Genomic DNA, 19,794 nt, shown 5'->3' with positions numbered 1-19,794 from the left:
CTTTCATCCTGTGTTGGTTGTCTCGTTCGTCCCCTCATGAATGTTTTGTTCTATTCATCTCTTCACGCGACTGCCCACCTTGTCTGCAAAGCGTTTTCGAGACAGTCTGGGTAATTTTTATTGAAGGAAATAGCCTAAAAAAACGTGTAGACAAAGTCGAAGATCGACTTTGTCTACACTCTGAAGCAGCCCGTATAGTGACTGCCTTTTCACAATTATAGTTTAAAATGCTGAATGCTTTGTTGCAGTACTTCCGCCTTTTCCCCTAAATCTTTAGACACACCATTGATTTTTTGGATTGTCGCCACTTGCTCTTGAACTGCTCCACTCACTTCCGCTGCAAGAGCAGCCGTACTTTGGGAATTGGTCGACACTTGACTTACAGAAGCTGCAACTTGTTCAGCTGCTGCTGAAATTTCTTCTGTAACAGAAGAAATATCCGTAACTTGATCTGTGATTTCGTTAATGGCAACATGGATTTGCTCAAATGCGTCACCCGCTTCTTTAATGAGCTCCACCCCATCTTGAGCATTCGCTAAACTATAACCAACAGCTTGTTGAACAGTCTTTGCATCCCCGACGATTTCCTGAGTCAAGCTAACAATTTGGGTAGCTGATGCTTTCGATTCTTCAGCCAGTTTTCGGACCTCATCTGCGACAACAGCAAAGCCTTTTCCATGCTCTCCTGCACGTGCCGCTTCAATCGCTGCATTCAACGCCAGTAAATTTGTTTGCTCCGTGATGCTTGTAATGACTGTTGAAATATTGCTAATTTCAGTAATTTGATTTGTCAGCTTGTTGATTAACTTTGTAACCCCTTCTGAAGATTGGTAGATAACTTGCATCTGATTTTGTGCATCTCCCACAGTTTGTCCACCAGATGTCGCAACAGCTTTTGTTCTGATTGCCTTTTCTTGCAGGGATGTTGATGATTCTGCAATACGCTGTACGCCACTTGCTGTTTCCGTCATAGCGGAAGCACTTTCATTGGAAGATAGGGCGTTTTCTTCAATAGCTTTCGCCGTAATCTCAATATTGCTCGACACAGACTGCGAAAGGTTATTTACTTCCTCTGTGCTTGCCAATAGTTCCTCCGCTGATGATGCGACTAAATTCGCATTTTCATTTGTATTTTGAATGATGGAACGCAATGAAACCTTCATCTCATTAAATGAATCCACTAATGTTTTAATTTCATCTTTTGAGTGTATTTTTAAATCCGCTTGAGATAAATCCCCTTCCGAAACAACTTTTACAGCCTCTGATAAACGTTTTACCGGGTTTGTAATCATACGGTTCAATAGTAAGACAATCCCAATACTTACTAGAACCGAGATAATAATAACGGAAATTATTATCACAATCCCCATTGTCGCCTCACTAGCTGCCTCTTCTTTTACTGAATCAATAATCTCATATTCTCTTTCTTGTATTTCTTCAATTGTCTTGACAAGAAATGTACTTGGATCATCTGCGTCCACCATAGCAATCTCTGCAGCTTCCGCAGTATCCCCATTCTGGACGGCAGCAATCAATCCCTTTGCCAAATCGGCCAATTGATTTTCATACTGGATTGCAAATTGGATTTTATCATTAAATTCCTCATGAGTATTAATTTTACTTAACTCATCCAAGTAACCCGCTACCTCATCCAGACGCTGTTCCAATAACTCCAACTGTTTTGGTGAATCGTCGAGTACGTATGACCGCATTTGCACTTGCTGCAAAGGTACATAGCGTCGGACATTATTAATAACAGCTAATTGTGTAATATTCTCCTCGATTACCTTTTCATACTCATCATTTAAGTGGTTTAAACTATAAATACTAGTCCCGCCGATGAATATCATTAATATAATTACGGCTGAAAATGAAGCTAGCATTTTTTTGGCAATACTCATATTTTTTCCCCCGATTATTAATATGTCAATTAAATATACATTCCTTATCATATACTGGAATATTATTCTATACAATCAACTTTTCTGCTCAATTATGTCTTTCAATCTAATATCAAAAAGTAATTAGTCCTGGACTTTTTCCTATTACTAGAAAAATAAAGCAATAAACTAATATTTCACTTGTAATTTTTGTAATTTATTCGAACTAGTTGAAAGTAATTTGATAAGTTAAAATTATTCAAATATTATGAAACACATGGTCGACAGGGGTATTTGTATGAACAAGAGGGGGTGCTGAAGGCAACAAACGAACTATGATAGCATTTGTTAACAGATTAAGGAGGTGTTCATATAGGGGAAACACCTCCTTTTTATATTAAAGAGCACTTATTAATGTTGAGAGAGTCCTAAGATTTTTATATCATCAAAATTTCTCTTATATCTTCCACTGACAATGACATAGCGATTTTCGGGTCGGCATCAACAACTTCTGTAATGAGGTTTCTCTTTTTTGCTTGCAGAGTATTCATCTTCTCTTCGATTGTCCCCTTTGCTACCATCCTAATGACATGGACATCATTTTTTTGCCCCATCCGGTATGCTCGGTCTGCTGCCTGATCCTCAACTGCCGGATTCCACCAGAGATCATACAGAATAACCGTATCCGCCCCTGTTAAGTTTAATCCAGTGCCTCCAGCTTTAAGGGAAATTAAAAATAGCTCTTGTTCCCCATCATTAAACCGGTTGCAAAGATCTACCCGTTCTTCAGAAGGAGTTTGCCCGTCAAGATAGAAAAAGGTTTGTCCACGCATCGTTAATTCCCTCCCAATGAGCTGCAGCATTTTGGTGAACTGGGAGAAAATCAGTACCCTTCGTCCAGATACTTTGGATTCTTCGAGAATTTGCATAAGCTGTTCAAATTTTGCTGAACCGCCCCCATAACCTTCTATAAACAAAGCAGGATGGCAGCAAATTTGGCGGAGCCTTGTCAACCCAGCCAAAATGCGGATCCGATTTTTTTGGAAAGTCGCCTGATCCAGATGCTTTAATGTATCGTGACGTAGTTTTGCTAAAAAGGCTGTATAAAGTTTCTTCTGTTCAGGAAGCAACTCGGTAATTTCCAAGGTTTCATGTTTTTGCGGCAACTCCGGCAGTACATCCAATTTAATGCGGCGAAGCAAGAATGGCCGTACCCGGCGGGCAATTGATTTCCGCGGTAAATGGCTGTATTCCTCTAGTCCTTGGAAAAGTTGCGGGAATACCACATGATAGATGGACCATAGCTCTTCCAGCGAATTTTCCACCGGTGTACCAGTCAGTCCAAAACGGTTTTGCGCCTTTAACTTTTTAACCGCACGAGCTGTTTGTGTATATGGATTTTTAAAACTTTGCGCCTCGTCAAAGAAAATGGTATGGAAAGTTTGATCCTCATACCACCTCATATCCATTCTAAGCAGTGGATATGACGTAATGATGACATCTATTCCATTGGATTCTTTTAATAGTTTTTCTCTTTCTACCTTTTTCCCATCTATGATGATTGCTTCTATTTCCGGTGAGAATGCAGTAATCTCATGCAGCCAGTTATATGTCAGAGAAGACGGACAAACGATCAAAACGGGAAGCTTTAGTTCCCGGATACTGGCTAGCTCGGAGACAATAAATGCAATGCTTTGCAATGTTTTCCCAAGTCCCATATCATCTGCCAGTACACCGCCAAATCCGAATGCAGCTAGGGCCTTCATCCATTTGTAGCCCTGTTTTTGATAATCTCTTAGGATTGGATCCAAGCTTTCTGGCACATCAAATTGTAAACCGGACGGATGCATTAATTGATCGACAAACTGGATGAAAGATTCTTCCGGTGAAAATACTTCGCTTTCTTCGATTAAATCGAGAAATCTCAGTCCTTCAAGAATAGGCATGCTTAAACTGGCTTCAAAGTCGTCTTCTTGGGCAGGTATGGCCGTTAGAAAGCGGCGTATCTCCTCAATTTCTCTTGTTTCCAATGAAAACAATGAACCGCTGGGAAGACGATAATATTTTTGTTTGATTTGCAATGCCTTCAGAATCTCTTTTACGTGCTTGTCGGCAATGCCATCCATTTCAAATTTGAACTCCAGCCAATCTGTACGGTCTTTGGGAACCTTCACGCGGATTTTAGGAAACACATTTTCCCTTACAACGCGTACCCGGACAGCAGTAGTTGCATAAACTTGGGCAAGACTTTGAAGTTTTGGAACGGTATGATAAAGAAACTCATATTCCAATTCCTCATTTTGCATATAATAACCGCCTTCGGTAACCGTAAATCCACTGTCCTCCATTAGCTGCAAGATTGCCTCTTCTTTATTTATATCTCTAATGATCATAGGACCTATAGGCGTTTCCCGGCTTTCCAGTGGTTGAATTACCACGTTTTCATAGTGGAATTCAAGCCCTGCAAGGAGACGGGTTTTTAAACGATCCAAATAAACTTTAACGATTAAAGGGGTTTTCATGAACTGTTCTGTCACCCCTTTGGACAGCTGTACATTTCCGATTTTTTTTAGACCGGGCACCACTTTTTTCATAAAAAAGTCAACTTGATCTTTTTTTATCGGAATCGTATTTGTCGCTGGCGTCACGAGCATCCGCTTCAATTGAATTAACCGATCGCAATCCTGACCTTCCAACTGAAAGATTTCCCCACCGCTGATTACAACATTATAGGCATCCAATATCGTCAAGTGGTTAAATCCCTTCATGTGAAGTTGATAGTGTTCATTGTTTTCGGCTAAATAAAATTGGATCGGAGGCACCCCTTCTTGAAAACACAAACGGGTATATGAATAGTCTTCCTGCTCGAGTGTTGCAAAGGGGACTTTTAGAAGTAAAGGTTTGAGCGCTGGCCACGCGGATGGCGGTATAAGCAACCATTCATCGCCAACGTTATCTTTGTTCTCCTCGGACTTCACCTCAAAATACACTCTTTCATCTTGGGCCACATGTACTAGCTGATGAATCAAAGCATCCACATCGGTTGAAAAACATTGCATGGCAGGGTCATATTTAACTGTCGACGTTAATGCACTCGCCTTCCCTTCACGGATGGCTTGTAAAAACTTCCGCATGTTGGGCACCTTTTTTGACGAGATTTCCGCTTCAATGCCAAACAAATATTCATTGTCGTGAATCGGGATTGGCTTAACATTAAAACGTGCCTCCACTACTTCTCTTTTCTCGAAATGAAGCTGATGACCACTCTTCCGACCTGTTTTTTCAGTAAATAACGTCATGAAGTTATCCGTTATTCCGCGTTCCCCAATTTGTTCATTATGTATGGAGCCAGAGGGAATGCCTTGTTTCTTTAATTCATAGAGGGCGATGAGCACCGCAGCAGTATGTTGGCAACTGTGTTTAAAATTCGGTAACGTTGGACAGCTGCATGAGGATTGAAATTCGCCATTATTTGAGCGCATAATTGTGACATGGAATTCTTCGGTCCCTTTAACAATCGCCTCACAAGTTTGTGGAGTATGGTTGGTGAGGAGTACTTTACCGGCACGATAAAAGGAATCCCCTCTTTTAAAGGAGACGGTCCCACACAAATCTTTTATTGTTTTTAAATTGATCCTGATGTCCATGTAAGGCAGCTCCTTTCCCGAGCAGATTTTCTCCGATTTAAAAACTTCTAGTTACATTTTATCACGGAATGAGAATGGGTTCGAGAATTGGGCAGATGGAAGAAATTGACAATATGATGACCATCACATTTTTTGCAAGTATAGGACAGAGCATTCGATTAAACACACCAATAAACCACTCGTTTTTTCAGATACGGTAAAAAAAAAACACAGATGTTGAATCATCAACATTTGTGCCCTAATTAAATATATGAATAAGAATCAACCACTAGAGATTATCAAAATCACTTTCACTTGCCAGCCAGGTAGTGACTTCATCAGGATGTTTCCTTTTCCCTTCGGGAGCAGATTTTTTTGGATGCCCTAAATATAGAAAACCTAAAATGTCCCCATTGTGGGGTAGTTTAAATAATTGCCTCATCTCTGGATGATAAGCTGATTTACCGGTCCTCCAATATCCTGCCAACCCTACTGCATGAGCTGCCAAGAGCATATTTTGAATTGCTGCATATACCGCTCCATGCTCCTCCTGAAGTAATGCTCTGGGATTGTCGCTTGGATTTACTGCGACTGCAATAATAAGTGGCGCTCGAAAAGGTTTTTCCTCTATTTTGGTTAGTTTCTTTTGGTTCGCTTCACTTAATGGGTCTTCCATCTGCCGCTCTTCAATTTTTGCGAGTGTTTTCCCCAATCGACTCCGGCTCCCACCGGTCAAGACAAAAAATTTCCACGGTTCTGTTCGATAATGACTTGGAGCCCATGTTCCCGCCTCCAATATTTTGTCAATTAAATCCTTTGGAACGGGCTCGCTTGAAACGAATCCAATGCTTCTTCTAGATTTAATAGCTTCAAAGATATCCATGAACATCCTCCTTTTTAGCAGTATATTTTCGAATGGCTTGCAATGTAACAATTACGGTAATTAATCGTTCAAACCGCATTCATCAATAACTGTCTATTTAATGCACCTTCTTTTGGCTGGCACCTAACATTACCCCTGGCATTTCAAAGTCTTGCTTTGCTTGGCTCTATGTATTCTATACCTGCATCTTTCTATATGTAATCGCAATTTGCCGAACTCAGCATTCCAGCAAAAAATGGTGATACTGCCGAGATAATAAAAGTTGATTTATAATAATGAAGAGGTAGTTTGCACAAGATAATGAAAAACAGGAGGCGGCAGCCCCCTGTCTCATACTTATATGAAGGTGTTAATTTTTATGGCGCGCAGTTGATGATCCCTTGTTCCGTCTTTGTTCATCTGGAACTTTGGGCTGCTCCTTAATCTTTCTCTTACTATCCGGACGTGAATTTTTCACCATAATTACCCCTCCAGTATAAGTATTATTTTGACTACTCTTCAATCACTGCGTAATGCTCAATGTCCTGATCCTTGATAGGGTTGCGACATCAAGCATCACAATTGTAGCCATCCTTAGATTAACCTGAATGGACGGAATTATTCTTCGATAACCGATTTGCCAGTCTTTCAAAATATATTTCAAAATATATTCTAACAAAAAAACCAGGAGTCTCGTTATCCCTGGTTGTACCCTATTCGCGATAATATATAATAAAGGAATTCTGCTGTAAGTTAGTCTATACAAAACTCAAATGAATAATTGATGGGTAGACTGGTCTTCTTTCTTATCAGTAATTAATTCTCCAGCAATGCCCCGCCAATTTCTTTCTCCATGAGATTTTCGATTTGTCTTATTGCCTCCTGTTCATCCTTTCCATCCGCAGAAATTGTAATTTCGGACCCTTCCCCAACAGCCAACGACATGACACCCATGATGGATTTAAGATTCACACTTTTCCCTTTATACTCTAATGAAATATCAGCTGAAAACCGACTTGCCAAATTGACTAGTTGGGCAGCAGGACGAGCCTGGACTCCTAACCCGGAAGTGATTTTGAACGTTTTCTTCAACATAGATACACCATTCCTTTCACAAATGCAATGGCAAAAATCATCTATCTTCTACAATTAAATAATAGGCTTTTACAGGGCCATGGACACCAACCACAAGATTCATTTCAATGTCGGCACTATTACTTGGGCCCGATACAAAATTTATGCAGGAGGGTATTTTTCCTTGTTTTTTTTGCATGCTGTGGATAAAGGAGGTCGCCTGTGTCATCCGTGGTACAATTGTACTTTTGGGTATGATGGCTATGTAATTAGTTGGAAGCAAGCTTACAGAACGACCTTTCCCTTTGTCGCTGAACAAAACAACGGTTCCTGATTCTGCCAAAGTCATATCAGAAAATGTGATGCCAATATCTGATTTCTCAGCTTTGTGAATATTATCAACTCCGCCTCTTGGATCCCATGATTGAACATCCATCCCCTCACTGATTGCTTGTTGGAAGTAGGAATTTATTCCGTATTCTTCAAATCGTGGATCATCAGTGATTATTACGGATTTCCCATCCATTTGTCGGATTACCTTATCCAGCGCTTCATTTAATGAGCTGATTGTGACTTCTTCTACAGATGTATGAATTTTCTTGCATTGTTCTTTAAGAATATCCACCAATTGATCTTGGGTCGCCCCTTTAAACACTTCATACTGAGGCTGATGCTTCCAGGTAGGGCGTGATACTTTCTCAGTTCGGCGCTCCCTTCCCAAATTTTTCGCCAGTTGGTTTAAGAAACTATCCTTATTTTGAATGCTGCCTGTCTCCATTACTGATCTCCACCCTTCTCGCGGTGTTTATACCATTCCCTGAAGCTTTGTTTGCTCGGTTCCGGGAAATCACGAATGTCGGTCCAAGGCTTGATTGGGCCTGGCCCCTTCGTTACCTTTCCTTCTTTGACCAGCGGACCCATCACCGCCGGGGCAACCTTTGATCCCATGCTGTAGAGCTTCGGTGAACTAGCGGCAATAGAAAAACCTTTCATTGCAAGTTTTTCGCCAAATCCCGCTTTCCCTTGTTCCTCAACGATATTTCGGCGATGCTTAATGAGCAAATCATGTAAAGGGATTTTGACCGGACAAGCTTCCGTACATGCACCACATAGGCTGGACGCATAAGGCAGCTCCTTATAATCATCATAACCACCGAGTAGTGGGGAAAGAACTGCGCCAATTGGCCCTGGATATATCGAGCCATAGGAATGGCCCCCAACATGACGGTATATTGGACACACATTGATACAAGCAGCACAGCGGATACATTGGAGTACTGACTGAAATTCCGTCCCCAGAATTTTCGAGCGCCCATTATCAATTATTACTACGTGAAATTCCTCGGGCCCATCTACTTCCCCTTCTTCCTTTGGCCCTGTCAATCCAGTGATATAGCTAGTCAATTTTTGGCCGACTGCACTTCTGCATAGCATTCCTACCAAAATATCAAGCTCTTCCCAGGTAGGTACAATTCTTTCCATCCCCATAAATGCTATGACCGTCTTCGGGAGAGTCGTCGTAAGCCCTGCATTTCCTTCATTTGTCACTAGGGTGATAGCTCCTGATTCAGCTACTGCGAAGTTGCAGCCAGTTATGCCGATATCGGCATTCAGAAATTCCTCACGCAATTGCTCTCTTGCAAATAATGCGAGTTCTTCCGGTTTGGAGGATTTAGTATAGCCCCTCTTTTCCTGGAATGTATCACGGATTTGCTCTTTATTTTTGTGCAGCGCAGGCGCGACGATATGGGATGGTGGATCGTGATCATCGAGTTGAAGGATATACTCTCCCAAGTCCGATTCGATTACCTCGCAGCCGAGCTTCTCGAGATTTTCGTTCAAGCTTATCTCCTCTGTCACCATGGACTTTGCTTTAATGATCTTTCTGGCCTTTTTGTTTTGAACAATCTTTGCGACGTATTCATTGGCTTCTTCGGGTGTGTTGGCAAAGAAAACATGCCCCCCCTGTTTGGAAACATTTTCTGCAAATTGCTCAAGATAATAATCCAGGTTTTCCAAAGTATGCTGACGTATTTCTTCAGCTAGATTCCGCCACTCTTCCCAATTGCCGAGTTCTTCTTGCGCAATTAGCTTCCGGTCCCTTAATCTTTCTTGGGCGGAACTTACCGCTTCTCTCATAAAATCATTTTTCAATCCTTTTTCCACTCTTCCAAAAAACTTATCGTCACTGATTTTCATTGCCACTTTGCGTCACCCCCTTGGACTCGCTACTATTTAAAACTTGTGCAATATGCATTACTTTGATTGGTTTCCCCTGGCGTTCAATTCGTCCGCCGATATTCATTAGACACCCGCAGTCTGCACCAATTAACACTTCTGCCTGCGTTTGTTCAATATGTTGTATTTTTTCATTCACCATTTGTTCCGAAATCGGCACCATCTTGACCGAAAAAGTTCCACCAAACCCACAACAAGTTTCTTTGCCCGGAAGACTTTCAAACTCTAAATCTTTTACATTTTCCAATAGTTTTATAGGGGCTTCTTTCACGCCTAATAAACGTGTCATATGGCAAGATGTGTGGAACGTTACTTTTTTTGGGAATGTCGCCCCTAAATCTTCCACTTTTAAAACATCTACCAGAAACTGTGTAAACTCGAAAGTTTTATCTGCCAAAGCCTGTGCTTTTTTCTGCCATTCCTCATCGTTCTCGAATAAATGGACATATTCATGAATCATTGCACCGCATGAGCCGGAAGGGGTAACTACGTAATCGGCAGATTCGAATGTTTTTATCATATGTTTTGCAACATTTTTTGTTTCTTTGTGATATCCGCTATTGTAAGCTGGCTGTCCACAGCAAGTCTGAGCCTCTGGAAAACTCACTTCGCAGCCATTCCGTTCCAGTATCTCAACAACGTCTTTTCCGACACCTGGATAAAATACATCAGCCAGGCAGGTAATAAATAAAGAAACTTTCATAACATCCCCCATTCAAATAATTGCATTATGAGCGTATAACTTTGATTGGCAAATCCATCAACTCTTGAATTTGATCCTGGTTTGTTTTTGAATCTGTAATGACGAAGTGAATGGCATCCATATTTGATATACGCGAAAAAGCCTGTACGCCGAATTTCGTATAATCTGCCAGCAAGTAAACTTGATCCGATATTTCTATCATTTTCTTTTTGACCAAAGCCTGCATTTCATTTGAGTCACTAATGCCGCGTTGTGCATGAATCCCTTGGCAAGAAATAAATGCTTTATTGACATGGTAATACTCCAAAGCGTTATTTGTTTGAGGGCCGACAAAAGATAATGATTTTTGAAGGAGTGAGCCTCCCACAGTAATGACAGAGATTTTCTCTCTATTCACCAACTCCATGGCCACCTTCATCGAATTAGTTAACACGGTCAAAGGGATATCAGGCAATCTTTTTGCCATATACCAGGCAGTAGTACTAGCATCCAATATTATGCGATCGTTTGCTGCTACATATTTAATAGCCTCCTCGGCTACTGCCATTTTTTCCTTAACATTTCTTATTTCTCTCTCGAAATAGGGAGCCTCCAAATCGTGATCCTTTATACTTACTGCACCACCATGGCTTCTTTGGAGTTTCCCGTCGTTCTCCAATTTTTCCAGATCGCGGCGAATTGTTTCCTCTGTCACCTTAAAAATCTGACTTAACTCTGAAACCCGAATGCTCCCTTTTTCATTTACTAGAGCCGTAATTTTTTCATGTCTCTCTGCTACAAGCATTTTGCCACCTCTGATAATCTTATATCTCATTGGATATTTATATATTTTTGTTTATGTTTGTTTTTTTGTAAATATTAACATTACCTAACAAATAAATGTAGCACCAAATGTAATATTACGAAGTAAATTTAGTTCGGTTCTTCCTTTAGTTATAGCCAGATTTGGAGATCCCTTTATTTTCGCTGTGATAATACCCTTTCTTCATATTCCAGAACCTCTGCTAACCAATGTTCCTTTACAGGTACATCCATTTGTTCGCAGTAATAGTTCCAGATAGCTCCAAAGGGATATGTTTTAAACTCTTCCAGTAGGGCAAGTCTCTTTGTATAGTCCCCTTTCTCCTGCAGCTCTTTCAAATGCTCATTGGGCATTAACATAGCATAGAGCATTGCTTTCACCATGTTGCGTGTACCAATGGTCCATGCTGCAATACGGTTGATGCTCGCATCAAAGAAGTCAAGACCGATCATTACTTTATCAATTGCATCATTCCGGACTATTTCCAATGCAATCTCTTTTAATTCTTCGTCAAAAGTTACAACATGATCACTGTCCCAACGAACAGGTCTCGACACATGCAGAGCTAATTTTTCATTAAACAATAGCATGGAGGAAATTTTATTTGAAACCATCTCGGTCGGGTGATAATGCCCTGTGTCAAGGAGGCAAAGCTTGTTATTTTTTAGTGCATAGCTCAAGTAGAATTCATGGGAACCAACGACATATGATTCAGAACCGATTCCAAAAAGCTTGCTTTCTACCGAATCAATATTGAATGTATCATCTACTTCTGCTGCAAAGATTTCATCCAAGGATTCTTTTAAGCGTTTTCTGGGTGTTAGTCTATCACTAGGAATATCTTTATAACCATCCGGTATCCATATATTTGTCAAACACGGTGTTCCAAGTTCTTTTCCAAAGTATTCGCCGATTCTCCTGCTAGCAATACAGTGATCAATCCAGAATCTGCGTATTTCCGGATTTGGATGGCTTAAAGTTAATCCATCTGCTGCTTTTTCGTGTGAGAAAATTGTTGGATTGAAATCTAGGCCAAGACCATGTTTCTTTGCCCAGGCAACCCATTTTTCAAAATGTTTAGGCTCTAACTTATCTCGGTCCACTATCTCACCATCAGTTTCTGCATAAAGGGCGTGGAGATTTATCCGGTGTTTTCCAGGAATAAGAGAAAGCGCTTTCTCAAGATCCATGCGCAGCTCCTCCGGTGTCGTGGCTTTGCCTGGATAGTTCCCGGTAACATCTATTCCTCCCGATAGTTCCGCTTTATTCACCTCAAATCCATCAATATCATCCCCTTGCCAACAATGGATTGAGATGGGGATATCCCGCAATTTTTCAAGGGCTTCCTCTACCTGAATGCCCCATTGCTCATATTCACTCTTCGCTAGCTCAAATTGACTTTTCAAACTCATACCTTTACCCCTTTGCCGCATTAATTTAAGTTGCGATTCTTTTACGGAAAATTTAAAAGAAGCTCACTTTTAGTACCCCAAAGTTAAACTTCTGTTTCCCCTCAATTCATGACACTATATCATCACTATTAGACATATTTTTTCACTTCAAAGGAGTGCTTGATAATCCTCCTTGCGTTATTAATATCTTCGATTTCGCCCAGTGCTATAAACTGTGCAACCAGATTTCCAATAGCTGTCGCTTCCACCGGTCCTGCATACACTTCTTTTTTTGTTACATCCGATATTAATCGGTTCAGTAATTCGTTTTGGGAACCACCGCCGATAACATTGATTTTGCTGAACTCTTTTTCAAATATATCCTCTATTTCCGATACTGCCTTCTTATAGCCAATTGCAAGACTATCGAATACACATTTTGCAATCTCTCCAGGGTGCTCAGGTATTCTTTGGTTTGTTTCCGAGCAATACTTTCGAATTTCTTCAATCATATTATCAGGTTTCAAGAAACGTGGATCATCCACATTTACAGTCGAAACAAACTCCGGATGTTGCCTTGACAAATCTGCTAGTTCAACAAAAGAATACCCATTATTGTAGTTCCTTCTCACCTCTTGGATCATCCAAAGACCCATGATATTTTTTAGAAAACGAAATTGGAAATCCATCCCACCCTCATTTGTGAAATTGTAATCCAAAGCTTTTGTCACACAAATCGGAAAGTGATTTTCTACACCGATCAGAGACCACGTTCCTGAACTGAGATAAATTGTATCTTCCAATTCAGGTACAGATATAACAGCTGAGCCCGTATCATGTGTTGCTGGTAGAATGACTTCCATATCGAACCCAAATTCTTCTACAAGCTCTTCCCTTAATGTTCCCAATGTTTGTTTAGGCATCTTAATTTCTTGGAACATATCCATGTTCAGGCCTAACTTGCAGATAATCTCTTTATCCCACTTTCTGGTGAAAGCGTTAATCAATTGGGTGGTTGTTGCATTTGTATATTCGTTTGCTTTCTTGCCTGTTAGTAAATAGTGAAGATAATCGGGAATCATCAAAAACGTCTTTGCTTTTTTTAACACTTCCGGATTTTTCTTTTTTAATGCATATAGCTGGTAAATTGTATTAAATTTTTGAAATTGAATCCCTGTTTCTAAATATAGACGTTCCTTCAAAAAGAGGTCGGTTACTTCCTCCATTATTCCATCGGTACGAGGATCACGATAGGCAACAGCATCAGTCAATAGTTGATCGTTGTCATCGAGTAAAACAAAATCGACCGCCCACGTATCAATCCCGATGCTGACAGGCTTAATGCCCTTCCTGTAACACTTCTTAATACCCACTTTAATTTCATTGAATAAGCCATCTATATCCCAGCAAAAGTGTCCGTTTTTCTCAACGATGCAATTTTCAAAGCGATGTATCTCTTCCAAGTTCAGCTTGCCATTTTTAAGGCTTCCCAGAATGAGTCTGCCGCTTGAAGCCCCTATATCAACAGCTAGACAATTCTTTTCCATTCAGAACCTCCCAAAGCTACGTTAGCATTTCTCACTAATAAATAAATGATCTGACCCATTATCATGATGGAGCGAATAAGGGCCAGAAGTTTGACTATTGAAAAAATTCAACGCGTGAAAGCTGCTGGAACTCCTCCATCAACTGTAATCATGCAACCCGTCGTCTTCTCGGCTTTCGAAGAAGAAAAGAATAAAATTGACTCAGCAATATCCTTAGGATAGATATTTACTAATAACGTCGTTCTCTTGCGGTAATGCTCTTCTAATTGATCTGGTTCAATTCCATATGCCGCAGCACGTTCTTCACGCCATCTAGATCCCCAAATCGCCGAACCTTGAAGAACCGCATCAGGCAGAACCGAGTTAACCCGGATACCATATTCCCCACCTTCAACAGCAATACATCTAGCCAAGTGTGTTTCCATCGCTTTCACAGCGCTATAAGCGGATGCATTTTTCCCCGCATACAGGGAATTCTTGGATCCAATGAAGACCATACTTCCACCGATTGCTTGATTTTTCATCAGCTTAAACGCTTCACGGGCAACAAGGAAATAGCCTGTGCCAAGTACATTCATGTTTAAGTTCCATTCTTTTAACGTCGTCTCGTCGAATGGGCTTGAGGTTGCCAAACCAGCATTATTGACGACAATATCGACCCCCCCATAAGTGAGCGCGGTCTGTTCAAATGCTATTTGGACTTGTTCTTCGCTTGTTACATCCATTTTCACGGCAATGGCCCGGCCTTCGCCGTACTGCTCGTTGATTTCTGCAGCTACTTTTTCAGCACCTTCAAGGTTCAGGTCGGCTAGCACGACGTGTGCACCTTCTGCAACAAATTGACGGCAAGTCTCGCTTCCTATACCACCTGCTCCACCTGTCACAAATGCCACCTTTCTAGAAAACTCCGCTTCAGCTGGTGCCAATGATAGTTTATAAAGCTCAAGTGGCCAGTACTCAATATTGTAGGATTCATTTTCATTTAATGAAACAAACCGCCCAAGAGCTGTCGATCCCTTCATAACTGCAATCGCACGGTGATAGAGAGCACCACTTACTTTGGCCATGGCGGTATTTTTACCCGAGTTGACCATACCGATTCCTGGAATCAAAATAACGCGCGGAGCAGGTTCGAACATCACATCCCCTTCATTTTTGTTCCTTTGGAAGTAAGCTCTATAATCTTCTTTAAAGCTCTCAACGTCTCTCTTGATGGCTTCGACCAACTGATCAACATCTTTTGTAGAAGGATCCCAAGCGATGTATAAAGGCTTCATCTTCGTGTGTACCAAGTGATCTGGGCAAGCAGCACCGACTTGAGAAAGTTCAGCTGCGTCATTGCTATTCACAAACTCTAGTACATCGTCAGCATTGTCATAGGCTAACAGCATCTTCTTTTCATCACTAACTGCCCCACGAATAACAGGCAATACTTTAGCTAAAATTCTTTTTTGATCTGCTTCATTTAAAGAGTCATATTTCTTCCCACCGAAAGTCGCATTTTCATCAATACGAGCATTGATATATTCTTCAGCTTCATTAATAACAGAGATCGTTTTATCGTAACTTTCTTTTGCTGTTTCTCCCCAGACAACCAAGCCATGCTTTTCCATTAAAACTAGATCAGCTTGAGGGTTGTTCCGTACACCTTCAGCAATCATCTTGGATAGAGTAAACCCTGGGCGAACGTAAGGTACCCATACAAAACGATCCCCGAAAATTTCTCTTGCAATTTCCTTTCCGTTGTCTGCACAACAAATACTGATAATTGCGTCTGGGTGAGTGTGATCAACATGTTTAAATGGCAAGAATGCATGAAGCAATGTTTCGATGGAAGCACGTGGATGTTTGCTATTAATCATGCATTGAGATAAGTATTCTACCATCTCTTCATCTGGCATTTCATCACGTTCCATAAGAGGAAGGATATCTTCAAGATTTAAACCGGTGAAATTTCCCGACGTCATTGTCGCAAGATCCGAGCCGCTTCCTTTTACCCACATCACTTCTATATCACGGCCACGAAAGTCCTTTTCAACTGTTTTCATCGATGTATTTCCGCCACCCCAGTTACAAACAGCACGATCCGCCCCTATTAAATTAGAACGATAAACAAGTTCATCTAGACCTGCAGTTAATGTATTTGCTTTTTCGATATCCCATAGATTAATTACCATTTTTACCTCCATTTTACTTTTATTTACTTCTGTTTTCAGAATATCACCTTTGTTTATTTTTGTATATACAATAAAATATTTTGTTTTATATTTTTTTCGTTTTATTTCTGTTTGTTTTATTTCTGTTTGTTTTATGTCATTTAATATCTTTCCGTTTCGAAATCAAAGTGGCATTGTTACTAGTATGAAATCCAATTATTTCGCTTGTGTCGCATTAAAATAATGCAACACAAATTTTAACTCTGACTTTTTCGCAACTAAAAAGGAAGATAAATAAAACTGAAGATTCAGAAATCACTCGTGAGACATTAGCGTTGTTTAATTTTTGCTATAGATCTTATAAAGTAACTGTAGGTATGTTCAATAATTTCCCTACTTTTTCAAACAGTGAGGCATTATGACCAATAGATATTGCACAATGATGTGTAGGAGCTTCCGCAAACCATCGTGTCATATATTCATCCGGGTGCTTTTTGAACTTCACTGGTGTTTGTGTATTCCCGATTTTCATCGTAGGGCCGTTTGTAGACTCAGCTTCACTAATGATGAGCTTTAGTTTTCCATTCCCCGTTTGTGTAACGTTTAAAGTAGTGAGTGGACCCGTTTTCACCTTAGCCTCTACCGAAACACCCGTCCCCTGTTTGCCATGATATAATCCCATTCCTCTAAGAATTGGTTTTCCTTCAGAGATTGCAATATGAAACGGACCATCATGACCTAAAAGAATTGTTTCATCCTCATAATCTACGACTACAATTTCTGAAAAGCTTCCCCCTACTCCCAAAATGTCACAAATTTTCATAGCTAAGGCCGTTTTCAAATCACCCTCTCCAGCGCATGGTATACCTCGTGCTGTCAAAAGTGAATGTCCCACGATAAAACCACTTTGAAGTTTTTCATATTCCCCACCAGGTGACCCGTGATAATAATAGGAAAGGGCATCTAAATTACACTCTCGGACTAATTTCTCCTGGGCTGCGGCTACTTTATAAGACCACTCCATTTGATCGTGGGATGGTTTTTTAGCAATCGGATCTGAAGGTGAATCGCCACTAATTTCAAACATCTCATATACTTCATTCATTTTCTTACTAATTTCTGACTCTGTAACTTCACTTACTAATTGATTCAATTCGCACATTTCTAAAACTTCAATATGAATACCCGTTTGTGCTTGAAGCATAGTAAAGTCACTATACATATCGAGCATGCCACTATAAGTATTACCAAGAAATCCAAAACGGCTAGATTGTAGCGTACGGGAAACAGCTGCCGCTCGAATCCATTCGCTTATCTCCTTCCAAGCACGAATCGCTTCTTTCCTTTCATGAGTTATTTCATTCGTTAAAGAAATAGCAGGTGTGTAATTTAACCCTAATAAGCCATTCACCACATGAAATGGAATTTCAGCACGATTGAACGCATTCGAAAATTCTGGAATTGGACATGCTCCACATTGGGCTAGCCATTCTCCAGTTGTGGTTTGATCATAATTGATTCGTGCTGACGGCTGCAAATTCAAGAAAATCACAGGTGCTCTACAAATCTGATGGATTGGCAGAACTGTTGAACTAGTACTATACGTGGCTGCATGACAGAAGACTAAATCTACATTTTTACTATTTAGCCATTCACCCACATTACGACCTTCTCCTTCGGTGTCTACTAATCCATAATTATAGATTTCACCCCATGTAGACATTTTCTTTTCAATAAATTCCCCATATTCTATAAGTCTTTCTCTTAGTCCAGGGAACTGATTCCAATAGGCTTGTAACCCAATTGAGTACAAGCCTATTCTAGGTTTTACAGTATCTTTAAGTGGTAATAGTTTATTCATTCTTTCCACCTCACTTATATGAATATGAGAATAATTCCCAATTCAAATGTTGGTTATTTTAAATAAAACACTTCTCGTAACGGTTTAATCGGCTCTACTTCATTAAAGTCAAATGACCCTTCTACCATTTTCGAAGTAAGAGCATTCCACTTATTACAAGCATCACTTTTTGCGATATAGGAAAAGGCTTGATCAACATCATCGCATTCAAAGCAATAAAAGAATTGATTTCCGTTTTGAAAGATCGAGTAATTTGTTATCCCTGCTTTTGAATGCTCCAACATAATTTCTTGCCAAGGCTCTTCGTGCATCTTCAGATACTCATCTAGGCATTCATTTTTTATCGTCCAAGTCCAGGCGAACTTATTGCTTTTGTCCATACTAAACCTCCACTTATTAGAGTTCCCTATAATTTAGTTAAAAAAGGGCCTGCCCCCAACCTTGGTATCAAGGTTCAATGATGTGAACATGCTTCCTCACCATCTAATACTTTTTGATAGGGCAGACCCTTGCTATGCTTCTATTAATTAATAAACATCTTTCCACTCATCAATATTTTCTGCATCAAAGCGGAATGGATCGCCTAACATAATTTGTGTCCCATCACCATCTTCAACTACTTCTTTCTCACCAAGTCTACCCGCCTCAAAGGATTCGCCAACTTTACCTGTGATTTCTTCTTGAACAAGTGCATATGAAGCAATTCCAGCACCGTATCCAACATCAATTGGGTTCCATAAGAACATTGCCGGAGACACACCACTTTCGATATAGCTGGCCATTTCACTTGGAAGTCCAAGACCTGTAACAATAACTTTTCCATTTAACCCTTTATCAGTGATAACCTTACCTGCTGCAGCAATCCCAACTGTTGTCGGCGCAACAATCGCCTTTAAATCAGGGTAGGATTTTAATAACGCTTCTGTCTCAGATACACTTTTATCTCTTAAATCATCACCATATGCTACTTTTACAAGCTCAATATTTTCATAGCCCGGCTCTTCAAGTTCTTTCTTCATCCATTCAATCCAAAGATTTTGGTTCGTAGCTTGAGAAGTTGCGCTTAGTACAGCGATTTGACCTTCTCCATTAATCATCTCAGAAACAGCCTCAATTTGACTGCGACCGATACGTTCAGGGTCCGCTTGATTGACATGAACGAGACGGCTGTTAGCGTTTACAGCAGAGTCAACAGAAAGAATCTTGATTCCTTGATCCATTGCTTTTTTTAGAACTGGTTCTAATGCATCTTGATCATTTGCAGCAATTGCAATCGCATCAACCTGTTGTGTAATAAGCTGTTCAATAATTTGAATTTGGCCTTCCGCAGTTGGCTGGTCTGGGGCGCGAAGAATGACTTCCCCTCCAACTTCTTCAATTGCTTCTTGGAAACCGTCCATCATTTTTTCACCATATGGATTACCAGTGTTCTTAAATACCATTGCATATTTTGGAGTGCCTCCATCAGAACTTGCTTCGCCTCCCTCTGTTTCTGTACCTTGGTTTGTTTTCTGATCACCACATGCAGCAAGCATTGCCACTGTAAGGCCAACTACAGCCCATTTTGATAAAAACCTTCTCATCCTCTTTCTCCCCTTTTCATGAAAAAATTTATATACATTGTAGGTTGAACATTTTATGCTTCACCTGCTAG

At 40.4% G+C, this 19,794-nt stretch carries 14 protein-coding genes; all 14 read right to left on the bottom strand.

Translation table 11 applies throughout. The features are described from left to right. Positions 1–215 precede the first annotated feature (215 nt). Positions 216–1,901, bottom strand: a complete 1,686-nt coding sequence (locus tag CD33_RS09005) for a methyl-accepting chemotaxis protein (protein ID WP_036200220.1) — start codon at positions 1,899–1,901, stop codon at positions 216–218. A 416-nt stretch (positions 1,902–2,317) separates the two neighbouring features. After that, positions 2,318–5,527: a DEAD/DEAH box helicase gene (locus tag CD33_RS09000; protein ID WP_036200218.1), complete on the bottom strand. Its 3,210-nt coding sequence runs from the start codon at positions 5,525–5,527 to the stop codon at positions 2,318–2,320. Positions 5,528–5,795: 268 nt separating this feature from the next. Beyond that, on the bottom strand, positions 5,796–6,389 hold the full coding sequence (locus tag CD33_RS08995; protein ID WP_036200216.1) for a nitroreductase family protein: 594 nt from the start codon (positions 6,387–6,389) through the stop codon (positions 5,796–5,798). A 795-nt stretch (positions 6,390–7,184) separates the two neighbouring features. Then, positions 7,185–7,463 (bottom strand): phosphocarrier protein HPr, encoded by a 279-nt coding sequence (locus CD33_RS08990; RefSeq protein WP_036200214.1) that lies wholly within the window; start codon positions 7,461–7,463, stop codon positions 7,185–7,187. Between the two features lie 37 nt (positions 7,464–7,500). Further along, on the bottom strand, positions 7,501–8,220 hold the full coding sequence (locus tag CD33_RS08985) for a LutC/YkgG family protein (RefSeq protein WP_036200212.1): 720 nt from the start codon (positions 8,218–8,220) through the stop codon (positions 7,501–7,503). Beyond that, entirely contained in the window at positions 8,220–9,647 is a 1,428-nt protein-coding gene (locus CD33_RS08980; RefSeq protein ID WP_036200211.1) for a LutB/LldF family L-lactate oxidation iron-sulfur protein, read from the bottom strand. Before CD33_RS08980 ends, CD33_RS08985 begins: the two co-directional genes overlap by 1 nt. After that, a complete protein-coding gene (locus tag CD33_RS08975; RefSeq protein WP_036200210.1) occupies positions 9,628–10,383 on the bottom strand; it encodes a (Fe-S)-binding protein in 756 nt (251 codons plus the stop codon). The genes CD33_RS08980 and CD33_RS08975 overlap by 20 nt, the downstream gene beginning before the upstream one ends. A gap of 25 nt (positions 10,384–10,408) precedes the next feature. Further along, positions 10,409–11,167 carry a DeoR/GlpR family DNA-binding transcription regulator gene (locus CD33_RS08970; protein ID WP_036200209.1) on the bottom strand — a complete coding sequence of 253 codons (759 nt, stop codon included), beginning with the start codon at positions 11,165–11,167 and terminating at the stop codon, positions 10,409–10,411. A gap of 173 nt (positions 11,168–11,340) precedes the next feature. Then, positions 11,341–12,597 (bottom strand): L-rhamnose isomerase, encoded by a 1,257-nt coding sequence (rhaA, locus tag CD33_RS08965; protein ID WP_036200208.1) that lies wholly within the window; start codon positions 12,595–12,597, stop codon positions 11,341–11,343. 128 nt (positions 12,598–12,725) lie between these two features. After that, positions 12,726–14,123: a rhamnulokinase gene (gene rhaB, locus CD33_RS08960; RefSeq protein ID WP_036200207.1), complete on the bottom strand. Its 1,398-nt coding sequence runs from the start codon at positions 14,121–14,123 to the stop codon at positions 12,726–12,728. Positions 14,124–14,230: 107 nt separating this feature from the next. Next, positions 14,231–16,300: a bifunctional rhamnulose-1-phosphate aldolase/short-chain dehydrogenase gene (locus CD33_RS08955; protein ID WP_036200206.1), complete on the bottom strand. Its 2,070-nt coding sequence runs from the start codon at positions 16,298–16,300 to the stop codon at positions 14,231–14,233. 337 nt (positions 16,301–16,637) lie between these two features. Then, positions 16,638–18,140 carry an L-fucose/L-arabinose isomerase family protein gene (locus CD33_RS08950; RefSeq protein WP_036200205.1) on the bottom strand — a complete coding sequence of 501 codons (1,503 nt, stop codon included), beginning with the start codon at positions 18,138–18,140 and terminating at the stop codon, positions 16,638–16,640. 53 nt (positions 18,141–18,193) lie between these two features. Further along, on the bottom strand, positions 18,194–18,520 hold the full coding sequence (locus tag CD33_RS08945; protein WP_036200204.1) for an L-rhamnose mutarotase: 327 nt from the start codon (positions 18,518–18,520) through the stop codon (positions 18,194–18,196). Between the two features lie 147 nt (positions 18,521–18,667). After that, on the bottom strand, positions 18,668–19,723 hold the full coding sequence (gene rhaS / locus CD33_RS08940) for a rhamnose ABC transporter substrate-binding protein (RefSeq protein WP_036200203.1): 1,056 nt from the start codon (positions 19,721–19,723) through the stop codon (positions 18,668–18,670). Between the last annotated feature and the right edge of the window lie 71 nt (positions 19,724–19,794).

It is taken from the genome of Ureibacillus sinduriensis BLB-1 = JCM 15800, assembly GCF_000772955.1.
GTDB classification, from domain to species: domain Bacteria; phylum Bacillota; class Bacilli; order Bacillales_A; family Planococcaceae; genus Ureibacillus; species Ureibacillus sinduriensis.
This window is presented reverse-complemented; position numbering and strand designations above follow the sequence as displayed.

Coding starts and splice junctions, on each gene's coding strand:
- CD33_RS09005 (WP_036200220.1), bottom strand. CDS start 1,901: ATGAGTATTGCCAAAAAAATGCTAGCTTCATTTTCAGCCGTAATTATA.
- CD33_RS09000 (WP_036200218.1), bottom strand. CDS start 5,527: ATGGACATCAGGATCAATTTAAAAACAATAAAAGATTTGTGTGGGACC.
- CD33_RS08995 (WP_036200216.1), bottom strand. CDS start 6,389: ATGGATATCTTTGAAGCTATTAAATCTAGAAGAAGCATTGGATTCGTT.
- CD33_RS08990 (WP_036200214.1), bottom strand. CDS start 7,463: ATGTTGAAGAAAACGTTCAAAATCACTTCCGGGTTAGGAGTCCAGGCT.
- CD33_RS08985 (WP_036200212.1), bottom strand. CDS start 8,220: ATGGAGACAGGCAGCATTCAAAATAAGGATAGTTTCTTAAACCAACTG.
- CD33_RS08975 (WP_036200210.1), bottom strand. CDS start 10,383: ATGAAAGTTTCTTTATTTATTACCTGCCTGGCTGATGTATTTTATCCA.
- CD33_RS08970 (WP_036200209.1), bottom strand. CDS start 11,167: ATGCTTGTAGCAGAGAGACATGAAAAAATTACGGCTCTAGTAAATGAA.
- rhaA (WP_036200208.1), bottom strand. CDS start 12,597: ATGAGTTTGAAAAGTCAATTTGAGCTAGCGAAGAGTGAATATGAGCAA.
- rhaB (WP_036200207.1), bottom strand. CDS start 14,123: ATGGAAAAGAATTGTCTAGCTGTTGATATAGGGGCTTCAAGCGGCAGA.
- CD33_RS08955 (WP_036200206.1), bottom strand. CDS start 16,300: ATGGTAATTAATCTATGGGATATCGAAAAAGCAAATACATTAACTGCA.
- CD33_RS08950 (WP_036200205.1), bottom strand. CDS start 18,140: ATGAATAAACTATTACCACTTAAAGATACTGTAAAACCTAGAATAGGC.
- CD33_RS08945 (WP_036200204.1), bottom strand. CDS start 18,520: ATGGACAAAAGCAATAAGTTCGCCTGGACTTGGACGATAAAAAATGAA.
- rhaS (WP_036200203.1), bottom strand. CDS start 19,723: ATGAGAAGGTTTTTATCAAAATGGGCTGTAGTTGGCCTTACAGTGGCA.